Genomic DNA, 24,085 nt, shown 5'->3' with positions numbered 1-24,085 from the left:
GTGGTTGCTGACGCTTCGCTTTGCCGAATAGCAATACTTTATTTAAAATTACCCTTAATTCCATTGATATAATTAGTTTTTCAACAAAATGAAAACCGAGACATTTAAGGATGTCTCGGTTTCGTTTTATTTTTTAGTGTATCATTCAATAGTTATTTTGATAAGCTTCGATCTTTGTCAGTCACGGCCGTTACTGCATCGTGAATCGTTGTTTCAAAATGATTGCTTTGTAATGAAGATACACCTTGAATAGTTGTCCCACCTGGAGAGCATACTTGATCTACAAGTGCCCAAGGATGTTCTTGTGATTGTAAAATCATTTTTGCACTGCCGAGTACTGCATTTGCCGCAATATCAAGCGCCATGTCTTTTGGCATCCCTTCACGTACAGCAGCACGTGCTAAAGCGTCAATATACATATAGGTGAATGCTGGTGAAGCACCACCAATCGTTGTAAATATAGAAAATAAGTTTTCAGGCACCTCAATAATTGTACCTACTGTTTCAAAAAGGGAATTGACAAGCTGAAGCTGCACATCTGATACTTGTTCACTCGCTGTAAAGCAGCTTGTAGATGCACCAATAATCGCATTAATATTTGGCATTACACGAACAATAGGAGTAACTTCAGATAGGTAATCTTGTAAATATGTTATATTTTTACCAGCGGCGATGGAAACAATTACATGGTTATCTTGTAAATGCTTTTTCACCTCTGGTAAAACATCTGGTAACATTTGGGGTTTTACACCGAGGATAATAACGTCACATTTTGACATAATATCTTCAATAGAGCTTGCGGCTTGAATCCCGTAAGAGGTTGTTAATTTTGTTGTTTTTGCTTTGGTACGATTATAGCCATAAATAAAAGTAGGATCAAAATCACCGCTTTTACACATACCTTTAATAATAGCTGTAGTCATATTTCCAAGGCCGATAAATCCGTATTTCACGTGTCAGACACTCCTTCATATAGTTAAAACATACACCTTAGTATAGAGTAGATTGTTTTACTTGAATAGTAATATGCTAAGAATCAAGTCGATTAGGTTCAAATTCATGTCAGTCGGTGGTATCATAGAAGATGCTGTGAATGAACGTATATCTCTATGTGAGAATATAAAGAGTAAAGAAAATCGTGTACTTTATGTGAACATTGAGACAGACTTTATCTAAAAGATGTAGAATAATATTTTGATATGTTTACTTTTTTCAGCACATATTTTTCGTAACGAAAGTGAAACGAAAGTTACAAGTGTTTTAGGTAACGAAAGTGAAACGGCAGTTACAAAATGTTTTAGGTAACGAAAGTGAAACGACAGTTACAAATGTTTTAGGCAACGAAAGTGAAACGGCAGTTACAAGTGTTTTAGGTAACGAAAGTGAAACGACAGTTACAAGTGTTTTAGGTAACGAAAGTGAAACGACAGTTACAAGTGTTTTAGGTAACGAAAGTGAAACGACAGTTACAAATGTTTTAGGTAACAAAAGTGAAACGACAGTTACAAATGTTTTAGGTAACGAAAGTGAAACGGCAGTTACAAATGTTTTGGGTAACATAAGCAAAGCACCTGCTGAAAATTTACTACCACTTAGGTTGTGAGTTGAATGTGGTTTTAAGTTACTTTGCGCAGGGTGTCTAGGCATCCGCTGGAATAGAGGAACTTAGGCTAAGAATTTCAGAACCTTTGAAAACACCTAAGTGACCTAACATCAATTGGCTTAAAGCCTCTGGATCAATTAGGCCGAGGTATAATTGTTTTAATAATTTGTCGCTTTTTAATGGTAAAGCGTGAGAAATTAAGAGAGAAAAGGAATTAAGATGAATGGAACAAAATCTAAAAACGGAGCCTAAACTACAGTCTTCCAAGAAGTCAGTGGAGAAGTCCACACGCTCTACTATTTTAGCGCAGACAGTGAAAACGGGAATCATTAAATCTAATTTAATTCCTATGTGGGCTGGATTAACGCTAGGTATGTACAAAAATAAAATGACTTTTGTAGAAAATATACCTGAAATTATTTTCGCGACAATTGGCTCTGCACTTGTTATTGGTGCCGCTGGAGCTTTTAATAATGTGTATGATCGCGACATCGATGCTGTAATGCCTCGTACGCAAAGTCGACCAACTGTAACAGGTGAAATGTCAGCTAAATCAGCGTTAATTTTAGCTTTTGCCATGCTCATTATCGGGGCATCTGTGTTGGCACTTGCTTCACCACTAGCTGCAGCATTTGGTCTCTTAGGGGTGTTTTTATATGTAGTACCTTATACAATGTGGACAAAACGACATACGATTTATAACACGGAAGTTGGGAGTATAGGAGGGGCGATTCCAGCGTACATTGGCTGGGCGGCTGTTTCTACTGATATTACACATCCTGCGATACTTGGCCTATTTTTAGTTATGGTCATTTGGCAGATGCCACACTTCTATGCCATTGCTATTCGTAAGCACGCTGATTACGAAGCAGCCAACGTTCCAATGCTTCCAGTTGCAAAAGGGATGCGCCGTACTTATTATCAAACGAACTTTTATTTAATTTTATTGATTTTATCAAGCTTCTTATTTGGCACTTTAAGTGTTGGCATTATGCTTGTTGCACTATTGTTAAGCATTGCATGGCTTGTTATGAGTATTTACGGTTATCACAGTAATAAAGATCAAACAAAGTGGGCAACAAAAATGTTTGTTTTCTCACTTATTCATATGACAATTTTATTTACAACAGTTATTGTCTACTCTTTAGTAGGTGTTATTTTTAAATTATATTAAAGCTTTCATTTAGCAGGAAAAGCCTACAGGTTACTCTAACTTGTTGGCTTTTCCTTTTCCACCGAGATTATTTGACGACTTGGCCATTCTAATGCATGTAACTGCCCTCCAAAAACAGCTCCACCATCAATGCCAATTATATTATTTTCTCCAAAGTAGACATTGTAATCTGTTGGATTTTGGTGAAGTTTATAAGTAGGTGTATGGCCAAAAATTACAGTTTTCCCCCCTTGATAACCTGCATGAAATTCTTCACGTATCCATAAAAACTCCATAGGTTCAGTCTCTGCCATAGCTACTCCAGGTACAACACCGCCATGTACAAAAATGGCATCCTCTAATTCGATGTAAATATCAAAGGTTTCGATAAGTTTTAAGTGTTCTTCGAGCTTTGGTAAGGTTTGAATAAAGCTAGGTAATGTATCGTTTTCAATGGCTTCCTTAAAATCGTCTATTTGATAGCCATAGCTTGCAAGTGTTGCATCGCCACCGCAAAGTCCAACCCAATGATTCCACGGTTTAGGGTGACCAGAGCGACAAGCTTTGAGCATGATGGCTTCATGATTTCCTAATAGAACACGTGCACCTTTTGTCTGTAATTCCGCCACTAAGTTTAAAACGCCACAAGATGCTGGTCCTCGGTCAATATAGTCGCCAAGTAAAAATAACCGATCTTGCATAGTATCATAATCAGCTTTCAATAATAATTCTTCAAAAAGTTCTAATTCCCCATGTATATCACTAATTGCTAGTATTCTATCCATAAAAAAGCATCCTTTCCAGTATTAGAGAAGCTACTATTAAGTATAGAGAGTGGTGTTGTAAAATTCTACTAATGTCACTTTTAACCGAAAGATTGATTGTAAAGATATCACTGTAAACGATTGTTTTCTAGTTACCTTTTATCATATGACGAAGTGAATTCATTATCTTATTCATTTGTCTATCTTGTTGAAAAATAGCGAGAGGAGAGTATTGGCTATAGACGGTTTAACTTTTTTTGTGAAAAAAAGCGTAAGAGGTGAGGGGAAAGCTAGTAAAGAAAGTAATCCAACAAATGCAAAAGGAACATACAAATGATGAAAATGAGCGAATGGAGAAGGCTAGTAGCGCAAGAATAGCAGCAACTACACTTATTCTTGCAAACTTTTTACATTCCTCGCGCATAACGTAGGAGTATTTGGTACGAATGCGCGAGTACAGTATTTAATTATTCTTGAAGATTTTCCCATGCTTGCTTAGCTATTGACTCGTCGAATGTTGATAGTAGTCGATAGTTGTCTGTATTTAAAATTCGAAAATGCTGACTAATGACATTTTGTTGTAGGCAATAGCCATTATACTCGCTAAGATTTTTCCACCATATGTATCCTCCCATTGTTTTTTCCTTAGGTTGTAAGGTTCCGTTATTAGCGATTAAATCGACAACTTCAAGTGGATCTCCGCCAAGCTCATGCTGTAAAATCGTGCTATCTCGGCATAATGCACAAACCGCAATCGTTGTAGTCCAGCCAGTTTGAATACGGCCTTTTTCAATTTGAACAAGTGTTTTTTTAGAAAGTCCTAGTAAATCGCTCATCTGATCTTGTGTTAAATCTTTTTCGGTCCGGATTAATTTCAGTTTTTCTGAAATAAGTGTGATTAATTGTTCACGATTCAAATCCAAAACACCCTTCCTTTCAGATAGTTAATACTATTATACATGAAAGTAGTAGGAGATGTTTTGTTTCGCTAGTGACTGTGATTAAAATTAGCGTTACCTAATTAACAATTGAAACATAAAAAAACAGACTGTCCCATCATCGATTCCTTGGACAGCCTGTTAGGTGTTTAAATCTCGTATTTTTTCGTGTCAGAAATAACACGGAAATGGATACCTTTAATTTGAGCACTTACTTTATGACGTAGGGTATCAATATCTACTAACTCATCATTATCATTGACACATTCTGTAATCTCTTGTAATAGCTTCGTAAATGCCTCTTTGAAGAGTGTACGCATATTATCAAAATCTAGGCTACGGAAGCTTCCGTCAATATCAAATGCCTCCACAGAATTTAATTGCTTTGAAGCACCAGCAAAACGATCATCGTACACTGTGTAGTTTTCATCCGTTACTACGATAATATATAATACTTCACCTGTAATTGTTTTTAATTCAATATTCGTTTTGTGTTTTTTGACGTCGGTAATAATATGAATACCGTCCGAATGATATAGTTTAAACAATTTCATATGTAATGCCCCCTGAAAATAGAATCATATCCATATATTTATTATATATGGATATGCCTAATAATGGTATGAGACAAAAGTATTTGGAAAAACTAGAATAGCCCTGTTGAATGTTATTTCTAAAGCTAAATTTGTTATAAACTATCAATAAAATCGTATTATCCGTATTACGCCTCTAATACGGTAGGTAAAATATTGCGAAGGGGACGAACCTCGATGTAATGAATACGATGACCTTGCTGCTCATATATGCTAAATATATATGGGGTTAGCTCAATGTTTTTAGTTGCTTTAATGCCATTGTTCACTGTTAAAAACCAACCGCCCAATGTTTCGACTTCTTCTGCTTCAAGCGTTACTTTTAATAGTTTTTCAACATCTTCAATAAGCATTTTTGCATTTAATATATAGTGATTGTCATTTACTTTTCGAATTTCTGCAATTTCATCATCGTCGAATTCATCACGAATCTCACCTACAATTTCTTCTAAAATATCCTCGACTGTTACAAGCCCAGATGTCCCACCATATTCATCCATTAAAATGGCCATATGAATGCGATCTTTTTGCATACGCACAAGTAACTCCTGAATAGGGATTGTTTCAATTACTCGTATAACAGGATTAATGAAATCTTCAAGGATTAATGAATCGTCTGTAAGTTGCTCCAGCAAACCGTGTGTAAACAATTCTTTGGCATTGATGAATCCTAAAATATTATCACGATCACCATCATAAATAGGATAACGAGTATATTTTTCAGCTGCGATGAAATGAATCATATTTGTAAAAGATTCATTTTTTTCAATTCCAGCAATTTCTGTTCGAGGAACCATAATTTCACGAGCAATACGTTCATCAAATTCAAAGACATTATTCACAAATTTTAGTTCTGTTTTATTGATTTCACCATTTTTAAAGCTTTCGGATAGTAGTAATCGTATTTCTTCCTCTGTATGTGATAACTCATGCTCAGAAGCAGGCTTCATACCAAATATGCCAACTAAGACTCGAGCTGAGCCATTTAAGAACCAGATAAATGGATACATCACTTTATAGAACAACATAATAGGCTTGGCAAAATGAAGTGTAATCGTTTCAGCTTTTTGAATCGCAGCAGTTTTTGGTGCCAATTCCCCGACAACGACATGTAAAAATGTTGCAATGGCAAAAGCACTACCAATTGTAAAGACCGTCATATAGTTATCTGGAATGCCAATCAAGTTAAAAAGAGGGTGTAGCATAAATTCAAAGGTTTTTTCACCGACCATCCCGATACCAAGCGCTGTTACAGTAATACCAAGCTGACAGGCAGATAAGTATTCGTCTAAATGATTGACAACATACTTTGCAGAAATGGCTTTTGTATTGCCCTCTGCAATCAATTGATCAAGCCTTGAGGCACGTACTTTTACAATGGCAAACTCTGTTGCCACGAAAAACCCAGTTAAAGCTAATAAAATGGTAAAAATCGATAAGTTGAGTATGGTCTCCAAATAGTCGTTCTGTATGAACAGAACGTCACCTCCTAATTATGAATAAGTAAAAGTAAAGATTGCATGAGTGCAATACTTTCGGGGGAAACATTTTTTTTAATCTTTTCAATATCTTTATTGTTTTGTTTGTTTATTTGTTCAAGTAGAGTAGTTACATCCTGCTCTAAGTCCTGCATTTTTACACGTAGCATCTGTACATCGATTTCTTCGTGCGGAGTGATGTTAAGTTCATGTTGTATTTCTATGAGTGAAAGACCTTGCTGTTTGCGTTGTTCAATATAGTGAAGTCGTTCAATCATTGTAGGGGCATAGTAGCGATAATTGGACGCAGAACGTTCAGCCTTTAATAAGCCGATGTTTGTATAATAATCGATTGTTCTTTTTGTAATGCCAGTCTTTTCTGCAAGCTCGCCAATTTTTAATTTCTCTGTCCCAATATAAACACCTCCAAACCATCACGTGATACTTTATTATACCTTGCTCGTTTTGTCATTTTCAAATAGAAGAGCCTAATATTTCTAAATTGTAAGATTTCTTGTAAGGAGGATTATTAATATAATGAACATAAAAAAACTTTTCTAACGACTAAATGTTAGAAAAGTAATATGTGTTTTCTGTAGCGAAAGCAAAGCGGCAGCAGCAAATGTTTTAACTGTGCGAAAGCGTAGCGACAGCAGCAAATGTTTTAACTGTACGACAGCAACAAAGCGCCTATCCGGAACGGAAATCACCCCCTCGTTTTGCCGAAGAGCCATTCTATATATAAATTTTTATAATAGAAAAGTTACGTGGTTTATTTTTGTAAATATGTATCATATAGGTGTTGAAGTGCATCTTCACCTGCCATTTCTACAATTTTTTTGTCATTGAATATAAGTGTTACATTTGTGCGAGCGCTATCAATTTTATCGTTCTTAATAGTGCACGTAACCTTTACTACACCTGTTTCTGCTAGCTGTTTTTTCATTGCATCATCCCATGGTTGCTCAGAAAATAGTGGTGCTAACCATGTGCCTCTCACATGAAGCTCACTTTTTTCAGCGTCATAATCCCAGCGCACGTCACGTAAAATAGTTTTAAATAGGTCATTAACTGTAAAGGATGTATCTTTATATTCAATGGCAATTGCTCGTATTTCATGTACATCACGACCAACTGCACTGGCTGCAGTTTCGGCTGCTGAATTGATGCCTGAAACCGCTTCTCTAATATCAGATAATCGATCACTACAGCCAACTAGCAGCGCGCAAAGACATGTTATACAAGTTACCTTTATCATCCATTTCACATGTAGTCCCTCCAGTATTGCAAGTTGATACTACTATAGTAACGAAAAGAAAACTATGAAAAAAGAGCATGAATGCTGGAGATTGTGACGGTTTTGCAACGATGCAACCTCCACTAGAATGTGCGAGAAATTGGAAGTTTATATATCTGAAAATTTGGTGAATAAATCAACGAAAGGGAGCGGTTTGTGATGAAGATTAATGATGAATTACTTGAGAGATTAGGAACTTATTTCGTGTACCATGCTGTTTATGAAAATTACGGCATTACCTTTGAAAATTTTGTAGAGCGTTGGTTACGGGGGATACTTGTGATATAAAAGAAGAAGAGTCGTGTTCAATGCAAGAACACGACCCTTTTGTTTATTTGAAGTAGTTAGTAATAAATTGGTTGGCTTCTTGCCAGTTATAAACTCGTACGACATTGTCCGGAACAGCAAGACGGTTATATGGAGTGTCAAATAATACGACAGGTATTTTTAATTCCTCCGCAAGCATAACCGCATTATCATGCTTATCCTCAAAAAATGCCTCAACTCCATGCTTTTTCGCTACGGAAATCTTATCGTGACTGCCAATCAGCTCGATATGGTCGTATGGAATAGACTGTGATTTAAACCAATTTACCGTAACATCTGATACATTCTCACCACGAGCAGAAATGTAATAAAGTTCGTAGTTTTCTCTCCATGTGTTTAAAATATCTTTTGCATCTTTAGCTGCTTCTGATACTTCGTACATATACGGCTCATTTTCTTTAAACCATGTATTAAATGCTACACGATCAATGGGATGTGGAAATGCTGATAAAAAATCATATTCGCACACATCGTCAAGCGTAATATTTACATTATATTGTTTATTGATATGTGGGATGAGTGTACTAGGACATGTTACTGTTCCATCGATATCAATCCCAAAGCGGGGCTTTTTCATGCTAGCACCTCCTTAGGCGTTCGCTTTTTCTGCTTCTTCAGCTGCGCGTTTTTCTGCCATTTCAGCAGCTAATTTATCGATTTCTTTTTTCAACTCTTCTACCATTGTTTCTTCAGGCACTTTACGAACTGTTTTACCCTTCATAAATAGTAAACCTTCACCGCGAGCACCAGCAATACCGATGTCGGCTTCACGTGCTTCACCAGGACCGTTTACCGCACAACCAAGCACAGCTACTTTTAACGGTACATTAAGTTTAGAAATATATTCTTCTACTTCATTGGCAATTGAAATTAAATCAATTTCGATACGACCACATGTTGGGCAAGAAATGAGGGTTGCCATATTAGAAGCAAGACCAAATGATTTTAATAGCTCACGTGCTACTTTTATTTCTTCAACAGGGTCTGCAGATAGTGAAATACGTAATGTATTACCAATACCTTTTGATAAAATTGCACCAAGTCCAGCTGCTGATTTTACTGTACCAGCAAATAATGTACCTGATTCAGTAATACCTAAGTGTAGAGGGTAATTAAAGGCTTTAGCCGCTTTTTCATAGGCTTCAATCGCTAGATTTACATCTGATGCCTTCATAGATACGATAATGTCGTGGAAGTCCAAGTCTTCCAAAATTTTAATATGGTGAAGTGCAGATTCTACCATACCGTCTGCAGTAGGGTAACCGTATTTTTCTAAAATATGACGCTCTAATGAACCAGCGTTTACCCCAATACGGATAGGAATACCTTTTGCCTTTGCTGCATTAACAACAGCCTCTACTTTTTCCTTACGCCCGATATTACCTGGGTTAATACGAACTTTATCGATACCATTTTCAATTGCTTTTAATGCTAATTTATAGTCAAAGTGAATATCAGCTACTAATGGAATATTGATACGTTTTTTAATATCTGCAATCGCATCAGCTGCACGCTCATCTGGTACTGCGACACGAACAATTTGACAGCCTGCTTCCTCAAGACGAAGAATTTCAGCTACTGTTGCTTCGACATCATGTGTTTTTGTTGTACACATACTTTGAATGAATAATTCATTACTACCACCTATTGTTAAGTTACCGACACGCACGGGACGTGTATTTGTACGGTGACAAATTTCACTCATTAACTTTCTCTCCTTTTCGGGCCATACTTTCGACCGTCACTGACATTTATTTTAGCAGTGTAAGAAAATAAGGACAAGGAAGAAACGCTACTTTTTCATTTTCCGCATTTATTTTCAAATTCAAATGATAGCGGAAGCTTAATTTTTTCACCAGGAACAGGAGCCTGTAATTGTAAGTGTGGATTCAATTCATAAAAAATCTGTAAACGTTCAGGAAAGGTCATGGGTACTTTTGCAGGATGAAGTGCAAATAAACTGTGGATAGTATCGCCTTGAATAGTCTGTACAGTGATATAATTTGGCTCTCGCTCCTTCTCACACAGGGCGTTTTCTGTTTTTTTCTGAGAAAAGGCAGCAAGTTGTAATGATCCTTCTGTTAAATCTACCTTTATAACAAAAGCAAAAATAATAATGATAGCGGTTAACACTAAAGCACGCAAAAAATCCCCTCCTTTTCTACACTATATTTAGAAGAGAGGGGAATCATGCACATTATTTTGTAATTGGTTGTTTTGGATATTCTGTGATGGCTACAATAAGTAGAGTTACTGTTAAAAGTACAGAAAAAGCAGAGATAATCGTACTGTTAATCGGTAGATAATCTGATAGCATACTTAGTAGAGTTGCCCAAGTCATGGCAAATGTTGTCGTACGCCAAATGTGACGGTATTCTCCGCGACGCTTCATGACGTTCAAAATCAGCAGACCAGCCAAGGCGTAGAGAGAAATTTGTGCAAAAATAAGCATCGTTGTAAAAACAAAAAGCATGATAATTGTCACGGGATACAAAAGCCATTTAACGCCTTCTATGTATTCGGTTATTCCATTTAAACTATTCATATCAAATGTATCAACAGACATCCCAGCTGTAAAACGACCAAAAGAGAAAACTGTAACAACAGTAATTAGCAGAAAGGTATATTGAATAACTTTCCCGATAGGTAATAAACGATAGGCAGCAAGTTTTTTTGGATGAATTAAGCTATCGATAAATAGTTGTGAGTGTTTCATAAACATATCTCCTCCAATCGTTATTTTACCATGTTCAACTTTGACAAGATATGAAAATAGAAATAATAACTGAGAGTACGATATTGAAATGGGTCATCACCAAAAGTTGTGGATGACTTTTGTTAAAACATATACTATGTAAATAGGTTGATCTTCGTTTCGACTGGGCGACTCCAGGAAGCTTTGCTCTGTGCGCCAGCAACAACAAATGTTTTCTGTAGCGAAAGCAAAGCGGCAGCAAATGTTTTATCTGTGCGAAAGCGTAGCGACAGCAACAACAAAGCGCCCAGTCGGAACGGAAATCAACCACACGTTTTGGTGATGATTTATTGAAATGTTAATATTGTGTAAAGAAGTTAAAGGTTATCTTTACTTTTTCTTTATTATCATTTAAAGATTAGGAATAGAGTAGTAGAGACGTAGGAATTGGAGCGAATACAATTGACAATAGATTGGCAAAGTATACTATTTCAATTTTTAGGCGGTTTAGGAGTCTTTTTATTTTCCATTAAATTTATGGGGGATGGGCTCCAAAAATCGGCAGATGATCGACTGCGTGAATGGTTGAATCGATTTACAACAAATCCTCTAATGGGCGTGTTAGTGGGTATAGTTGTAACGATTTGTATCCAGTCGAGCTCTGCAACGACGGTAATTACGGTTGGGCTAGTGAGTGCAGGGTTTTTAACATTACGACAAGCAATCGGTGTCATTATGGGAGCCAATATTGGCACGACAATTACCGCTTTTATTATTGGTATAAATATCGGCATTTATTTTTATCCGTTATTAGCGATTGGTGCAGGGTTGTTATTTTTCTTTAAGAAATCTACCTATCAGTATATCGGACAAATATTATTTGGCTTCGGGGGATTATTTTTAGGATTAGAGTTAATGAGTGCAAGCATGCAGTCACTTCATCAATTAGCTGATTTTGAATCATTAACGCTTCAGCTAAGCAATCTGCCCGTTGTAGGAATTTTTCTAGGGGCAATTTTTACATTGCTTGTTCAAAGTTCAACAGCGACTGTCGGTGTGCTACAGGGCTTATACGCTGAGCATTTAATTGGTTTAGAGAGTGCTCTACCTATTTTATTTGGTGAAAATATAGGCACGACCGTTACAGCAGTATTAGCATCACTAGGTGCTTCTATATATGCTAAACGTGCGGCAGCGGCACATGTGTTATTTAATATTATAGGTACAATCATTTTCATGGTGTTCTTTACACCCTTTATGCAGTACGTTTTATGGATTAGCGGACTATTCCACTTAGAGCCGAAAATGCAAATAGCGATAGCACATGGCTCATTCAACATCATTAATATGATGATCCAGCTGCCATTTATCGGAGGATTGACTGTACTTGTCACGAAGCTAGTGCCTGGGCGTGATGGCAATATTGATGTGACAACGAAACATTTAGATCCGTCATTCATCGATTCCTCTCCAGCGATTGCACTCGGGCAAGCAAAGGAGGAAGTACTACGTATGGGGGAGCACGCGCTTCGTGGTTTAGAAGAAACATTTTTATATATGAAAACAGGTGAGGCTACTCACATTCCTACAGTTTTACAACTAGAAGTAGCGCTCAATCATTTAGACAAGGAAATTACGAATTATTTAGTAATGGTGTCTAAGCAGCCACTTTCTCGCGCAGACTCAGTAAGACACCATACACTTTTAACAAATGTACGGGACATTGAGCGTATTGGTGATCATTTTGAAAATATTTTAGAGCTTTTACAATATAAAGATCATCATGAGGTAACTTTAAGTAAGTCAGCACGACAAGATTTAATAGGGATGTTTAGCTTAGCGATTGAAGCTGTACGAAAGAGTATTGCGGCACTGGATACAGCTAGTTTGAGCTTGGCGCAGGAAGTAACTGAGCTCGAAAGTTTGATAGATGATATGGAAGATAAGCTTAGACAAAAGCATATTGCACGCTTAAATACAAATGAATGTAATGGAGCTGCGGGAATCGTCTATACAGATATCGTTAGCAATTTAGAGCGTATAGGAGATCATGCAGTAAATATAGCTGACTCTATTTTAGGAATTAGAAATTAAGGAAATGAAACCTTCAGCTTTGTAAATCCGTATGAAAGGAACTGCGCGATCAGGCGGGTTAAATAGAAATATTGAGGATTTCTTTGTTGAGAATGAGCTTATGCCTTTATTAGTTACGAGGAAACAGCTCTACTCTCGAATATAGAGGAAATCAGGACTTCTAATTATCTAACTTGATGCACGACAAAAGGGGAGGTTTTTTATGGAAGTTGTAGGCTGGGTATTAGTGATTGCCTGCTTTATCATTTCATTTGTTGGATTGGTGTACCCGATCATTCCAGGTGTGATTTTTTTACTTGGTGGTTTTTTAGTATATGGATTGTTTTTTTCATTTGCAGAGTTAAGCTGGTTGTTCTGGACGAGTGAAATTATATTTGTTGTCATATTATTTGTTGCTGATTCTGTAGCAAATGCCTTTGGTATTAAGAAATTCGGTGGCTCCAATGCAGGTATGTGGGGCAGTACTATTGGTTTATTAATTGGCCCGTTCATCATTCCTGTTCTAGGAATAATAGTAGGTCCATTTTTAGGAGCGGTAATTGCAGAGTTAATGGTAGAGCGTCGTACATTTGGAGAGGCTGTAAAAAGCGGTGTTGGCTCTCTCGTGGGCTTCTTAACATCGACACTTGCAAAAGCTGTGATTCAAATCGTCATGATTGTTGTGTTCTTTATAGCGATATGATTTTCTTCCCTAAGACGTTTAACAATTAAAGAAACAGGTTAGGATAGTAATCGTATTGGCTTTTCAGTCAAAAGGCTGAAATCTTTAATTTGAAGTATTTTTCGTTGAATGGTTTGACCAATTTTGATAATCTAATAATGTATTAATTATTTCTTTACTTTAGGAGGAACTTAACAATGGCTTATGTATTACCACAATTAACTTACGCTTATGACGCATTAGAACCACATATCGATGCAAAAACAATGGAAATTCACCATTCAAAACACCACAATACTTATGTAACAAACTTAAACGCAGCAGTAGAAGGCACTGAATTTGCTGAAAAAGGCATTAACGAACTTATCGCAAACATGGATGCTCTTCCAGCTGACAAACAAACTGCTGTTCGTAACAATGGTGGCGGACATGCTAACCATACATTATTCTGGGAAGTAATCGCTCCAGGCGGATCAAACACTCCAGTTGGCGAAGTAGCAAAAGCAATCGATGCTAAATTCGGTTCTTTCGATGCATTCAAAGAAGAGTTTGCAAAAGCTGCTACAACTCGCTTCGGTTCAGGGTGGGCTTGGTTAATCGTTGATGGTGACTCAGTTGCTGTTACATCTACTCCAAACCAAGACTCTCCAGTTATGGAAGGTAAAAAACCAGTCCTAGGTTTAGACGTTTGGGAGCATGCTTACTACTTAAACTACCAAAACCGTCGTCCAGATTACATCGGCGCATTCTGGAACGTAGTAAACTGGGATGTAGTAGAAGCTAAATTCCAAGCTGCAAAATAATCTCTATTTAGATAGAAGGCTATGCCCCGGTGATGTATCACCGAGACATAGCCTTTTTTGCTGTCTTTTTAGGTTCTAAACGCTTCTAGGTATCCTATAAATGGTTGGGGATGTTCCGATACGCCTGCTAAAAAATTAGTAGTCAGTCGGTTAAATTGAAGGAGGAGTTCGCCTTGCTGTTTGAAGAAGTTTTATATTGTGCCTCCCTCTTCCAATAATTTATGTCAAAACATTTTTCAAGTAATCAATAAAAAACAGAAACTTTTCATTTTAAAATGCCGTCAAATAGAATGATGTTTTCAAACATAAATTCACAAGTACATGCTTTCCTGACGTATCTTCGAATGGTATACTAGGTATCGTGTATTTAAATTGTAATTAGATGAGGAGGGGAATACATATGCGCAAAGCACCGGGAAAAAACCGCGCGACGAATGTTAAAGCAAAACATCACTCTAATTTAACATTTCGTATGAATGTCCTTTTCTTTGCTATATTTATGGTATTTTCGTTGCTGATTTTTAGGCTTGGCTATATGCAGATTGTAAAAGGGGAAGATTATGTACGCGAATTAGAGCGTAAAGAAGAGGTACCTGTTAATACAAGTGTGCCAAGGGGACGTATGTATGATCGATACGGACGTATTTTAGTGGATAACCAACCAGAAAATGCTATTACGTATACGAAAATGCCGAGGACAACAACTGATGAAATGCTGGAAATAGCGGAAAAGCTGGCACAATTGATTGAGCAGCCTATAAACCGTGTCACTTTACGTGATAAGCAGGATTTTTGGATTAATAAAAATCGTGACGCTGCCTCTGAAAAAGTAACCGAGGCAGAAAAAAAGAAAATTGGAAACCAAGAAAATAAGACGACAAGTCAAATCAATGGAGAGATAGATAAACTTGTTCGTGAACGAATTACAAACGAAGAATTATTACAACTGACAGACAAGGATATGGAAGTATTAGCAATTTTCCGAGAGATGGCATCAGGCTACAATTTATCACCGCAAATTATTAAGAGTGAAAATGTATCAGATAGTGAATTTGCACTTGTCTCTGAGCGTTTAACTGAACTACCAGGCGTTAACACAACAACGGACTGGAAGCGTTTGAAATTATCATCACTCGCTATTTTAGGACGCACAACCGTACCAGCAAAAGGGATTCCGAAAGAAAAGCTGAATTATTATTTAGCTCGAGATTATTCACGAAATGACCGTGTTGGTGAAAGTTATATTGAAGCGCAATATGAAGATTTACTGCAAGGACAAAAATCCGTTGTTAAAAATATTACGGATAAAAAAGGTCAAGTAGTCGATACCGTTACGACTTTTGAGGGTAAACCTGGTAATGATTTAGTCTTAACACTGGATAGCGAGTTAACCGCTGAACTTGACAAAATTGTTGAGGAAGAATTGCTTAAAGTAAAATCACAAGGGGCTTCAGCTTTACTTGATCGTGCCTTTTTAGTTATGATGGACCCAAATACAGGCGATGTTTTATCAATGAATGGTAAAAAAATTGAAAAAAATCCTGAAACAGGAAAGAATGAAGTCGTTGATTATTCGTATGGGACCTTTACAACAGCTTATGAGGCAGGTTCTGCAGTTAAGGCAGCAACATTGCTAACTGGGTATAAATTGGGAGCCATTACGCCAAGTACTGTATTAGGGGATGAACCAATCCAATTATTAAATACACCAGTAAAAAAATCTGTTTTTAACCCTGGTGGCTATATTTCAATGGATGGTTTAAGAGCCTTGGAGCAATCTTCTAACGTTTATATGTTTAAAACAGCTCTGCTTATTAATGGAACACCATATAGCTATGGGATGCCACTTCGTTTAAAAGACGATACATTCCCAAAAATGCGTAATTCTTATGCACAATTCGGGTTAGGTGTAAAAACAGGGATCGATTTACCAAATGAAGTTAGTGGGGTACAAGGTCTAACTGGTCCAACCTATGGGGGTAAAGCACTCGACTTAGCTATTGGACAGTATGATACGTATACACCGTTACAATTGGCACAGTATATCTCGACAATTGCAAATGGTGGCTATCGCATTCAGCCACATGTTGTGAAGGAGGTACGTGAACCATCAAATGATGGGCAATCGCTAGGTCAATTAGTAACAGAAATAGGACCAACAATTTTAAATCAGATTGATAACTCAGCAGATGAAATTAACTATGTAAAACAAGGGTTACGTCGTGTTTATACAGGCGCAAATGGTACAGCAAAAAGATATTTTGCAAATGCACCATATACAGCCGCAGGAAAAACAGGAACAGCTGAAGTAATGTATTACGGGGATTTACGACAGTATAGGGGTCAGTATTCACTTACTTATACACATGTAGGCTTTGCCCCTTATGAGAATCCTGAAATTGCCTATGCCGTAGTTATTCCTTGGGCTTCAACAAACCCTAGACAACCTTTTTCGGCTAATAATGAGATTGCAAGAAGAGCTGTAGATAAATATTTTGAGTTAAAAGCAAAATATAACACTGAAAAAGTGACAGAAAGTAATGTAAAACAACCAATTTTACCTGCTATTACACAAGACAAAATTGGTGAAGATGAGCAAAAATAAGAGAAAACCGCTAGTGCATATCAATGCCTAGCGGTTTTTTTACAGTTTCAGAGTATTATTGACTACCCGCGAAAAAACCACGGTATGAAAAAATAATAACTTTCATACCGTGGTTTATTTATTCTCCAATAAAAGACTTATTGTACAGATAATTGTTGAATAGCTATTTCAAATTGTTGTTTCGGTTTTATTCCATAAAGCTCTATATTATTACAAAAATAAGACTCTACCATAAAATCAGCGGCTTCCTGTAGAGTATATTCCCGATGATCCATAATAAGTGTTAAATATGTTTTGAAGTAATTGGCATTTTGTACTTTTGCATGTTTAATCACAAAGTCAAACTCCTCTTAGATTATTTCCTGACACAATTGCTTATTATAGCATCTTTCCATTAGGAAGCAAGTTTATCCTCACTTTGAAGAATGCTCCTACCTCTGAAGGTAGTGAAATCCATGCAGCTATGGTCCCTTTCATAGGGGGCAGGCACCTAAGTAAATAGAGGAAATCAGTCTAAGTAAGTCCCATCCCGTGGCAATTTATCTATAGCGACAGCAACAACATGTTTTCTGTGCGAAAGCGAAGCGACAGCAACAACATGTTTTCTGTGCGAAAGCGAAGCGACAGCAATAACAAATAAGTCAATTGTAAACCCATCTTTACAATCGTTTACAAAGCATTACATTCCTTTACGTCTCTTTTACGAACTGTTTATACGACTTCAACAATTAGTCATTATAGTAAAGATTGTAAGACAAATAACTATAAAATGTTTATGACGGGGGCAAATGAGATGAAAAAGTGGAAGTACTTAACGATGACAGCGGTAATGGGGTCAGCATTAATGCTTGGCGCATGTGGTAGCGACTCTGCGCAAAAAGGTAACAATGCAGAAACAAACGCACCGGCGAGCACGGGACAAGATGCTGCTGACAAAAAGCTGCAAGGAGCTGTAGCTGGAGATGGTTCATCAACAGTCGCACCAATTATTGAAGCAGTTGTTGAAGAGTATGCAGGGGCTCAACCGAATGTCAAAGTATCGGTAGGTGTTTCAGGTACTGGTGGTGGTTTTGAAAAATTCATCGCAGGTGAGACAGACTTTTCAAATGCATCTCGTCATATAAAAGATGAAGAGAAAGCAAAACTAGAGAAGGCGGGAACTGCTTTTACAGAGCTACCATTAGCATATGACGGCATATCAATTGTCGTGAATCCTGAGAATGATTGGGCAAAAGATTTAACAGTAGAGCAATTAAAGAAAATTTGGGTAGAAGATGGTAAAGCTAAAAAATGGTCTGATATTGATCCATCTTGGCCGGACGAAAAAATTGTCTACTACTCACCAGGTACTGACTCAGGGACGTACGATTACTTTGATGAAGTTATTTTAGACGGTGCTGATCTAGCAAGCTCAGCAACATTATCAGAGGATGATAATATGCTAGTTCAAGGTGTAGCAGGTGACAAAAACGCAATCGGCTTCTTCGGCTACGCATACTACCAAGAAAATAAAGATAAATTAGGCATCGTGAATGTAAATGGTGTTGAGCCAACAAATGAAACAATTGAATCTGGTGAATACGCACCGCTTTCACGACCATTATTTGTATATGTGAAAAATAGTGCTATGAAAGAAAGCGAAGCGGCATATGATTTTATCAAATTTACACTTGAGCATGCAGGAGAAATGGCAGAAGCAGTAGGTTATGTCAGTCTACCTGAAGATAAATATAGTGAAGCTTTAAAAACTTTAGAAGGCTTAAAATAAGTAGACATGCATAGAGGGAAAGAGATGTATGCTCTTTCCCTCTATTATTTGAAAGGAGCACCTAATGGTTTCTCAAAAAGAAAACAAGACATCATCTGTGCAGCAATTAATTGCAAATTCGCGCAATCAAAAAACGAAGAAAATAGTGGAAAAAGCAATGCCAGCACTATTATTTTCTGCAGCTCTTATATCAATATTGACGACATTTGGCATAGTTTTCACCCTTATTTTTGAAACGTTTGAATTCTTTAAACGTGTTTCGATTACGGATTTCCTATTTGGTACACAGTGGCTACCGTTTTCAGGAAAGGAACCGTTATTTGGGATTTTACCTTTAATAGCTGGAACATTGAAAGTTACGCTTATTGCAGTTGTCGTAGCAGTTCCGTTTGGCATAGCTTCAGCTATTTATTTAAGTGAATATGCAAGTGAAAAAATAAGACGTACAGTTAAGCCTATTTTAGAAGTGTTAGCGGGTGTACCAACAATCGTTTATGGCTTCTTTGCATTAACATTTGTAACGCCAATGTTACAGCAAATTATTCCAGGGTTAAAACTTTTTAATGCACTTAGTCCAGGGATTGTTGTTGGGATTATGATTTTACCAATGATTACGTCACTTTCTGAGGATGCGATGTCATCGGTCCCAAATAGTATGCGTGAAGGGGCTTTAGCTCTTGGAGCAACAAAGTTTGAAGTAGCTATAAAGGTAGTATTACCAGCTGCCTTATCAGGTATTGTCGCTTCAGTTGTTCTCGCTATTTCCCGGGCAATTGGAGAAACTATGATTGTATCGCTAGCAGGTGGATCTACGCCTAAATTCGATTTAGATGTGACAGACTCGATTCAAACGATGACTGCGTATATTGTACAAGTTGCAACAGGAGACGCTGGTTATGGTACGACAATTTATTATTCTATTTATTCAGTCGGATTCACATTATTTATCTTTACTTTAGTGATGAATTTACTAGCCCACTATATTTCGAAACGCTTCAGGGAGGTTTACTAGCATGCGCTATATGGACGACACGGCCGTCATGAAACGAATGACAAAGCGTATTACATTCAATAAAGTTTGGAAGTCATTTTTCTTCTTAGCAACAACCTTTGCTTTAGTGACACTTGTTATTTTGCTTTATCGCATAGTAACGCAAGGTGTCGATTATTTATCCATCGATTTTTTAACAAATTTTGCTTCACGTTTTGCAGATAAAGCGGGTATTAAGGCAGCTTTAATAGGCTCACTTTGGCTGATGGCAGTCGTCGCTCCAGTATCGATTATATTAGGTGTAGGGACTGCGATTTATTTAGAAGAGTATGCAAAGAAAAATCGATTAAATGATTTTATTCGTATGAATATCTCGAACTTAGCGGGTGTTCCTTCCATTGTTTTTGGTTTACTTGGGTTAACAATTTTTGTTCGAATGCTGGGACTTGGAAAAAGTGTTTTAGCAGCCGGCTTTACAATGAGTTTATTAATTTTGCCAGTGATCATTGTTGCCGCGCAGGAGGCAATTCGTGCAGTACCGAATGAACAACGAGAAGCTTCTTATGGTATGGGTGCGACAAAATGGCAAACGATTGTGCATGTTGTGCTACCAGCAGCCATTCCTGGGATTTTAACAGGAAGTATATTAGCGATGTCTCGTGCGATTGGTGAAACAGCACCACTAGTAGTTATAGGTATTCCAGTTATTTTACAATTTTTACCTAACGGCTTGTTAAGTCAATTCACAGCTTTGCCAATGCAAATATACGATTGGGCAAAACGTCCGCAAGAGGCATTTCAATATGTAGCGGCAGCCGGTATTTTAGTACTTATGACCGTGCTTTTACTGATGAACTCTATTGCCATTTTTATTCGAAATAAATTCCAAAAACGTTATTAATGAGGTGACCTTATGGTACTGGGTATTAAAGAGGAAAAATCAATTGTCAAATCCATTCATACGGCTACAAAGCCATCTGCTGATGTTGCAAAAAAAATAGTATATGATACACGTAATTTGAATTTGTGGTATGGTGATCATCATGGTTTAAAAGACATCAACTTAAGCATCTATGAAAATGAAGTAACAGCTATAATTGGACCTTCTGGCTGTGGGAAATCTACTTATTTAAAAACTTTAAATAGAATGGTAGAGCTTGTACCGAGTGTTCGAACATCAGGGGAAATAGTCTATCGTGAGCGCAATATTTTAGATAAAAACTATACGGTCGAGGAATTACGTACCCGAGTAGGTATGGTATTCCAGAAGCCAAACCCATTCCCAAAGTCTATCTACGATAATATTGCATATGGTCCACGTATCCATGGTATTAAAAATAAGAAGATTCTTGATGAGATCGTTGAAAAGTCTTTACGAGGTGCGGCAATTTGGGATGAAGTAAAGGATCGCTTAAACCAAAATGCATATGGCCTATCAGGTGGTCAGCAACAACGAATCTGTATTGCGCGTTGTTTAGCCATTGAACCAGATGTTATTTTAATGGATGAGCCAACATCCGCACTTGATCCGATTTCTACATTAAAAGTCGAGGAGCTTGTACAAGAACTGAAAAAAGATTATTCAATTATTATAGTGACACATAATATGCAACAAGCAGCGCGTATTTCCGATCGTACAGCATTTTTCTTAAGTGGAGAGGTTGTTGAGTACGATAAAACAGACGTTATATTCCAAACACCAGCAGATCAACGTACTGAAGATTATATTTCAGGTCGATTCGGCTAAGGAGGAGCAGTAAATGGTAGTACGTGAACGTTTTGAACAGGAATTAAAAGAAGTCCAAGAACAATTTATTGAGATTGCTAATAGTAGTGTCAATGCTCTTAAATTAGCATTTGAAGCATTATTAAATCAGGATTTAGAGGCATCTTTAAAAATTCTTGAGGATGATTTAATCATCAATCGTCTTGAAGAAGAAATCAATGATCATGTTATTTTAATGATTGCGAAGCAGCAGCCTGTAGCTACTGATTTACGTCGTCTCATGGTGCTTGTAAAAGCGGCATCTGATATGGAAAGAGTAGGCGACTATGCAGTTAATATTGCAAAAGAAACGATTCGTATAGGAAAAGAGCCCCTAGTCTTTCCTACAACAAATTTGCAAACGATGTGTAATAAGACTGTAGAAATGCTAGAAAGTATTATAAAAGCATTTACAGAGGAAGATACTGCTCATGCCAAGGAAATTGCTGAACTAGATGATTACGTTGATGATTTATATGGAGCGACAGTAACGCTATTGCTACGTGCCGGAGCTGAAAATCCAGCACATATTTCTCAAATCACACACCTAACATTCGTTTGCCGATATTTAGAGCGCTCAGCTGACCATGCAACAAATATTGCGGAACATTTATTCTACTTGGTCAAAGGTAAACATTATGAATTAAATAATTAGTAACCAGAGAGCCAATTATAGGCTCTTTTTAGTTTGTCGACATAAGAATAAAATGTATCAATAATCAAAGGTTGATTTACACTCCGAGTTGGCGCGGGCTTGGACTCAATCTCCTCGTCACTTCGTTCCTGCCGGGCTTTCAGCTCAAGCTCATCCCGCAGGAGTCGCTACTCTCCGTGAAAAATCAACAGTTCCTATCGAAAGTATGAGTAAACATAAAGCTTTATTCATTAGGAGTAACGTTTGTTTTGCAGTCTGATAAGAGCCAATTATAGGCTCGTTTTTTCATAGTGTTGAAAAACAACGCTTAAGGGGATTTTTGATTTTTGTAAATATGGTGTAGGGTGATTCCGTGCTACTAATTCTCCTGTGAGCCAGTGTCGAGCCACTTTGTTAACACTCCACTTTTGAACTTGTAACCAATTCTTTTGATGCTTCATTTTCGCACAAACAAAACCCTCTGCTGCCGTTTCGTTGGCACTACGCTTTCGCGCAAAAAACATCTATTGGCCCGAACCCTTGAACGCGAAAGTAGGGGAACAAAGGCTAAGAGCATCACGGCCTGTGATAACGCCTTCGTGACCAACATCCCGTCGCTACCGCTACGTTAGCACTACGCTTTTGCACAGAAAACATTTGTTGCCCCAAGCGGCTCATCGGACGCCCCCAGGAAGTTCTGCTCTGCGCGAAAGCGAAGCGTCAGCAACAAAGCACTCAGTCGGAACGGAAATCAACCCCTCGCCTTGCTGAAGAGGCGTATAATACTAAGTAACAGCAACATTTTATTAAAAATAGCGTCAAAATACTGCATGCATTATTGTATTGTCAAAAAATTATTTTGGTTATACTATAGACATTATCCGGAAAAATGTGCTGAGGTGGTGCTGTTTCGTGAAAGATGCTGTAGAATTACTCATAGAGAAATTTGATCTGGAATTCACACCAGAACAACGAGACTTTTTACGTTTTCTATATGAAAACTTACATCTTGAGGAATTAAGTGACAAAGAACAAAGTTTTTTTATTGACTATTTTTACAAGAGTGAAACATTACGAAATATGGCAGCATTTGCACTTGAATTGGCAGATATCATGCGTGAAATTTGCGAACTTATACCAGCTATTGAGAAAACCGAACGATTGACCAATGGAAAAGAGCAACGCTTGTATAATGAGCGAAAGTGGCAGATAGCTAGGCGTCAAAAGCTAAGTCGTCAAACAATAAAAAAAGGAAATATCCTATATGTTCCTTTTGATGAATACAAAGAAGAAACAGGTCCAATTATTATCTGTCTTGAACAAACAACAGGAATGGCTGCATATTCTGAACTTTGTAAAAGCATAATTTTACCGTTATTTATGAACGCGCACCGTGAACGTCGCGATTTATATATCGTTCCATATGACTGTCAAATTCATGTGCATTATCGATTCGAAAACGGTCATTTAAATTTATCAGATTTTAAGGATTTTATTGAATATAAGGCAAAGGGAGAAGCTGCAATTCTGCCAGTACTTCATTTTGTAAAAGGCTTGCTTCAAGAAAATCAGCATTGTACAGAAGCGGATATTATCATTTTTACAGAAGGTACTCCAATCGATGGACAGTATCTCGTTGGAAAGCAGGCGAAAGCTTTACTTGAAGAAATGAAGCGTAAGTACCATGCTGAATTTTCGGTTATCGCTATGCATGAACATAATTTTAATGAGCAGCAATTTTGGTTCGTCAACAAAGCTTTTTTTGCGGATGACGCTATTCAATAAAAAAGGAGCTGATCGTATTGATTGGCTGCTTTTTTGTAGTTAAGGACACTATAGATTTTTATGCCTGTGGTTCACCTAAGCATAGTCGGCGTCTAGGATAAAGTGCTAAATCCTCGAGGTCGCTTCAATCC

At 37.3% G+C, this 24,085-nt stretch carries 25 protein-coding genes; 13 read left to right on the top strand and 12 right to left on the bottom strand.

Features of this window, described 5'->3' with window-relative positions; translation table 11 throughout:
- Positions 1 to 152: 152 nt before the first annotated feature.
- Positions 153 to 953: a pyrroline-5-carboxylate reductase gene (gene proC, locus ACQKN4_RS21650; RefSeq protein ID WP_079563451.1), complete on the bottom strand. Its 801-nt coding sequence runs from the start codon at positions 951 to 953 to the stop codon at positions 153 to 155.
- A gap of 320 nt (positions 954 to 1,273) precedes the next feature.
- Here proC and ACQKN4_RS21645 point away from each other — a divergent pair, with 320 nt between their 5' ends.
- Both ACQKN4_RS21645 and cyoE read left to right on the top strand, forming a co-directional pair.
- On the top strand, positions 1,274 to 1,603 hold the full coding sequence (locus tag ACQKN4_RS21645; protein ID WP_079563450.1) for a hypothetical protein: 330 nt from the start codon (positions 1,274 to 1,276) through the stop codon (positions 1,601 to 1,603).
- A gap of 223 nt (positions 1,604 to 1,826) precedes the next feature.
- The gene (gene cyoE / locus ACQKN4_RS21640) at positions 1,827 to 2,777 is read left to right on the top strand and encodes a heme o synthase (RefSeq protein ID WP_079563449.1); all 951 of its coding nucleotides are present in this window, start codon (positions 1,827 to 1,829) and stop codon (positions 2,775 to 2,777) included.
- 35 nt (positions 2,778 to 2,812) lie between these two features.
- Here cyoE and ACQKN4_RS21635 read toward each other — a convergent pair whose 3' ends face one another.
- The 6 genes from ACQKN4_RS21635 to ACQKN4_RS21610 all read right to left on the bottom strand — a co-directional run bounded on the left by ACQKN4_RS21635 (position 2,813) and on the right by ACQKN4_RS21610 (position 7,787).
- A complete protein-coding gene (locus tag ACQKN4_RS21635; protein ID WP_079563448.1) occupies positions 2,813 to 3,541 on the bottom strand; it encodes a metallophosphoesterase in 729 nt (242 codons plus the stop codon).
- A gap of 446 nt (positions 3,542 to 3,987) precedes the next feature.
- The gene (locus ACQKN4_RS21630; RefSeq protein WP_079563468.1) at positions 3,988 to 4,437 is read right to left on the bottom strand and encodes a helix-turn-helix transcriptional regulator; all 450 of its coding nucleotides are present in this window, start codon (positions 4,435 to 4,437) and stop codon (positions 3,988 to 3,990) included.
- 170 nt (positions 4,438 to 4,607) lie between these two features.
- Positions 4,608 to 5,012, bottom strand: a complete 405-nt coding sequence (locus ACQKN4_RS21625; protein ID WP_079563447.1) for a hypothetical protein — start codon at positions 5,010 to 5,012, stop codon at positions 4,608 to 4,610.
- Between the two features lie 167 nt (positions 5,013 to 5,179).
- Positions 5,180 to 6,508, bottom strand: a complete 1,329-nt coding sequence (locus ACQKN4_RS21620; protein ID WP_079563446.1) for a hemolysin family protein — start codon at positions 6,506 to 6,508, stop codon at positions 5,180 to 5,182.
- A gap of 32 nt (positions 6,509 to 6,540) precedes the next feature.
- On the bottom strand, positions 6,541 to 6,882 hold the full coding sequence (locus ACQKN4_RS21615) for a MerR family transcriptional regulator (RefSeq protein ID WP_240518370.1): 342 nt from the start codon (positions 6,880 to 6,882) through the stop codon (positions 6,541 to 6,543).
- 419 nt (positions 6,883 to 7,301) lie between these two features.
- The gene (locus ACQKN4_RS21610) at positions 7,302 to 7,787 is read right to left on the bottom strand and encodes a hypothetical protein (protein WP_240518369.1); all 486 of its coding nucleotides are present in this window, start codon (positions 7,785 to 7,787) and stop codon (positions 7,302 to 7,304) included.
- A gap of 198 nt (positions 7,788 to 7,985) precedes the next feature.
- Between ACQKN4_RS21610 and ACQKN4_RS21605 the strand changes: the two genes are divergently transcribed.
- The gene (locus tag ACQKN4_RS21605) at positions 7,986 to 8,114 is read left to right on the top strand and encodes a hypothetical protein (RefSeq protein WP_276207774.1); all 129 of its coding nucleotides are present in this window, start codon (positions 7,986 to 7,988) and stop codon (positions 8,112 to 8,114) included.
- A 43-nt stretch (positions 8,115 to 8,157) separates the two neighbouring features.
- Here the strand turns inward: ACQKN4_RS21605 and ACQKN4_RS21600 are convergent, their stop codons facing one another.
- The 4 genes from ACQKN4_RS21600 to ACQKN4_RS21585 all read right to left on the bottom strand — a co-directional run bounded on the left by ACQKN4_RS21600 (position 8,158) and on the right by ACQKN4_RS21585 (position 10,869).
- Positions 8,158 to 8,730, bottom strand: coding sequence for a 5' nucleotidase, NT5C type (locus tag ACQKN4_RS21600; RefSeq protein WP_079563443.1), 573 nt, complete (start codon positions 8,728 to 8,730; stop codon positions 8,158 to 8,160).
- 12 nt (positions 8,731 to 8,742) lie between these two features.
- Positions 8,743 to 9,858: a flavodoxin-dependent (E)-4-hydroxy-3-methylbut-2-enyl-diphosphate synthase gene (gene ispG, locus ACQKN4_RS21595; protein ID WP_079563442.1), complete on the bottom strand. Its 1,116-nt coding sequence runs from the start codon at positions 9,856 to 9,858 to the stop codon at positions 8,743 to 8,745.
- Positions 9,859 to 9,953: 95 nt separating this feature from the next.
- The gene (locus ACQKN4_RS21590) at positions 9,954 to 10,298 is read right to left on the bottom strand and encodes a hypothetical protein (RefSeq protein WP_079563441.1); all 345 of its coding nucleotides are present in this window, start codon (positions 10,296 to 10,298) and stop codon (positions 9,954 to 9,956) included.
- Between the two features lie 52 nt (positions 10,299 to 10,350).
- The gene (locus ACQKN4_RS21585; protein WP_427484774.1) at positions 10,351 to 10,869 is read right to left on the bottom strand and encodes a DUF1189 family protein; all 519 of its coding nucleotides are present in this window, start codon (positions 10,867 to 10,869) and stop codon (positions 10,351 to 10,353) included.
- 441 nt (positions 10,870 to 11,310) lie between these two features.
- On the opposite strand from ACQKN4_RS21585, the gene ACQKN4_RS21580 reads away from it, so the two are divergent.
- The 4 genes from ACQKN4_RS21580 to ACQKN4_RS21565 all read left to right on the top strand — a co-directional run bounded on the left by ACQKN4_RS21580 (position 11,311) and on the right by ACQKN4_RS21565 (position 17,011).
- A complete protein-coding gene (locus tag ACQKN4_RS21580) occupies positions 11,311 to 12,942 on the top strand; it encodes a Na/Pi cotransporter family protein (RefSeq protein ID WP_079563439.1) in 1,632 nt (543 codons plus the stop codon).
- Positions 12,943 to 13,144: 202 nt separating this feature from the next.
- Positions 13,145 to 13,624, top strand: a complete 480-nt coding sequence (locus tag ACQKN4_RS21575; protein WP_079563438.1) for a DUF456 domain-containing protein — start codon at positions 13,145 to 13,147, stop codon at positions 13,622 to 13,624.
- A gap of 176 nt (positions 13,625 to 13,800) precedes the next feature.
- Positions 13,801 to 14,406, top strand: a complete 606-nt coding sequence (locus ACQKN4_RS21570; protein WP_079563437.1) for a superoxide dismutase — start codon at positions 13,801 to 13,803, stop codon at positions 14,404 to 14,406.
- Between the two features lie 400 nt (positions 14,407 to 14,806).
- Positions 14,807 to 17,011: a peptidoglycan D,D-transpeptidase FtsI family protein gene (locus ACQKN4_RS21565; protein ID WP_079563436.1), complete on the top strand. Its 2,205-nt coding sequence runs from the start codon at positions 14,807 to 14,809 to the stop codon at positions 17,009 to 17,011.
- Between the two features lie 137 nt (positions 17,012 to 17,148).
- Here ACQKN4_RS21565 and ACQKN4_RS21560 read toward each other — a convergent pair whose 3' ends face one another.
- Positions 17,149 to 17,346 (bottom strand): hypothetical protein, encoded by a 198-nt coding sequence (locus ACQKN4_RS21560; protein WP_240518366.1) that lies wholly within the window; start codon positions 17,344 to 17,346, stop codon positions 17,149 to 17,151.
- Between the two features lie 458 nt (positions 17,347 to 17,804).
- On the opposite strand from ACQKN4_RS21560, the gene ACQKN4_RS21555 reads away from it, so the two are divergent.
- The 6 genes from ACQKN4_RS21555 (at position 17,805) to ACQKN4_RS21530 (ending at position 23,954) form a co-directional block, all read left to right on the top strand.
- Positions 17,805 to 18,779, top strand: a complete 975-nt coding sequence (locus ACQKN4_RS21555) for a PstS family phosphate ABC transporter substrate-binding protein (RefSeq protein WP_427484773.1) — start codon at positions 17,805 to 17,807, stop codon at positions 18,777 to 18,779.
- A gap of 64 nt (positions 18,780 to 18,843) precedes the next feature.
- Positions 18,844 to 19,791: a phosphate ABC transporter permease subunit PstC gene (pstC, locus tag ACQKN4_RS21550; protein ID WP_427484772.1), complete on the top strand. Its 948-nt coding sequence runs from the start codon at positions 18,844 to 18,846 to the stop codon at positions 19,789 to 19,791.
- Between the two features lies 1 nt (position 19,792).
- Positions 19,793 to 20,671: a phosphate ABC transporter permease PstA gene (pstA, locus tag ACQKN4_RS21545; protein ID WP_079563433.1), complete on the top strand. Its 879-nt coding sequence runs from the start codon at positions 19,793 to 19,795 to the stop codon at positions 20,669 to 20,671.
- A gap of 12 nt (positions 20,672 to 20,683) precedes the next feature.
- Positions 20,684 to 21,517, top strand: a complete 834-nt coding sequence (gene pstB / locus ACQKN4_RS21540; protein WP_079563432.1) for a phosphate ABC transporter ATP-binding protein PstB — start codon at positions 20,684 to 20,686, stop codon at positions 21,515 to 21,517.
- Between the two features lie 13 nt (positions 21,518 to 21,530).
- Positions 21,531 to 22,190, top strand: a complete 660-nt coding sequence (gene phoU / locus ACQKN4_RS21535) for a phosphate signaling complex protein PhoU (RefSeq protein ID WP_079563431.1) — start codon at positions 21,531 to 21,533, stop codon at positions 22,188 to 22,190.
- Positions 22,191 to 23,081: 891 nt separating this feature from the next.
- Positions 23,082 to 23,954, top strand: coding sequence for a hypothetical protein (locus tag ACQKN4_RS21530; protein WP_427484771.1), 873 nt, complete (start codon positions 23,082 to 23,084; stop codon positions 23,952 to 23,954).
- Positions 23,955 to 24,085: the final 131 nt, after the last annotated feature.

The organism is Lysinibacillus sp. NPDC093692 (assembly GCF_050280125.1).
GTDB lineage: Bacteria > Bacillota > Bacilli > Bacillales_A > Planococcaceae > Lysinibacillus.
Note: the sequence above shows the minus strand (reverse complement) of the source record. Positions and strands in the feature narration are given on the sequence as shown.

Bases quoted from the DNA above. Each gene is read 5' to 3' on its own strand.
- ACQKN4_RS21565 (WP_079563436.1), top strand. From the start codon at position 14,807: ATGCGCAAAGCACCGGGAAAAAACCGCGCGACGAATGTTAAAGCAAAA.
- ACQKN4_RS21570 (WP_079563437.1), top strand. From the start codon at position 13,801: ATGGCTTATGTATTACCACAATTAACTTACGCTTATGACGCATTAGAA.
- ACQKN4_RS21635 (WP_079563448.1), bottom strand. From the start codon at position 3,541: ATGGATAGAATACTAGCAATTAGTGATATACATGGGGAATTAGAACTT.
- ACQKN4_RS21605 (WP_276207774.1), top strand. From the start codon at position 7,986: ATGAAGATTAATGATGAATTACTTGAGAGATTAGGAACTTATTTCGTG.
- pstC (WP_427484772.1), top strand. From the start codon at position 18,844: ATGGTTTCTCAAAAAGAAAACAAGACATCATCTGTGCAGCAATTAATT.
- ACQKN4_RS21625 (WP_079563447.1), bottom strand. From the start codon at position 5,012: ATGAAATTGTTTAAACTATATCATTCGGACGGTATTCATATTATTACC.
- ACQKN4_RS21600 (WP_079563443.1), bottom strand. From the start codon at position 8,730: ATGAAAAAGCCCCGCTTTGGGATTGATATCGATGGAACAGTAACATGT.
- ACQKN4_RS21575 (WP_079563438.1), top strand. From the start codon at position 13,145: ATGGAAGTTGTAGGCTGGGTATTAGTGATTGCCTGCTTTATCATTTCA.
- phoU (WP_079563431.1), top strand. From the start codon at position 21,531: ATGGTAGTACGTGAACGTTTTGAACAGGAATTAAAAGAAGTCCAAGAA.
- pstB (WP_079563432.1), top strand. From the start codon at position 20,684: ATGGTACTGGGTATTAAAGAGGAAAAATCAATTGTCAAATCCATTCAT.
- ispG (WP_079563442.1), bottom strand. From the start codon at position 9,858: ATGAGTGAAATTTGTCACCGTACAAATACACGTCCCGTGCGTGTCGGT.
- ACQKN4_RS21585 (WP_427484774.1), bottom strand. From the start codon at position 10,869: ATGAAACACTCACAACTATTTATCGATAGCTTAATTCATCCAAAAAAA.
- pstA (WP_079563433.1), top strand. From the start codon at position 19,793: ATGCGCTATATGGACGACACGGCCGTCATGAAACGAATGACAAAGCGT.
- cyoE (WP_079563449.1), top strand. From the start codon at position 1,827: ATGGAACAAAATCTAAAAACGGAGCCTAAACTACAGTCTTCCAAGAAG.
- ACQKN4_RS21555 (WP_427484773.1), top strand. From the start codon at position 17,805: ATGAAAAAGTGGAAGTACTTAACGATGACAGCGGTAATGGGGTCAGCA.
- ACQKN4_RS21610 (WP_240518369.1), bottom strand. From the start codon at position 7,787: ATGATAAAGGTAACTTGTATAACATGTCTTTGCGCGCTGCTAGTTGGC.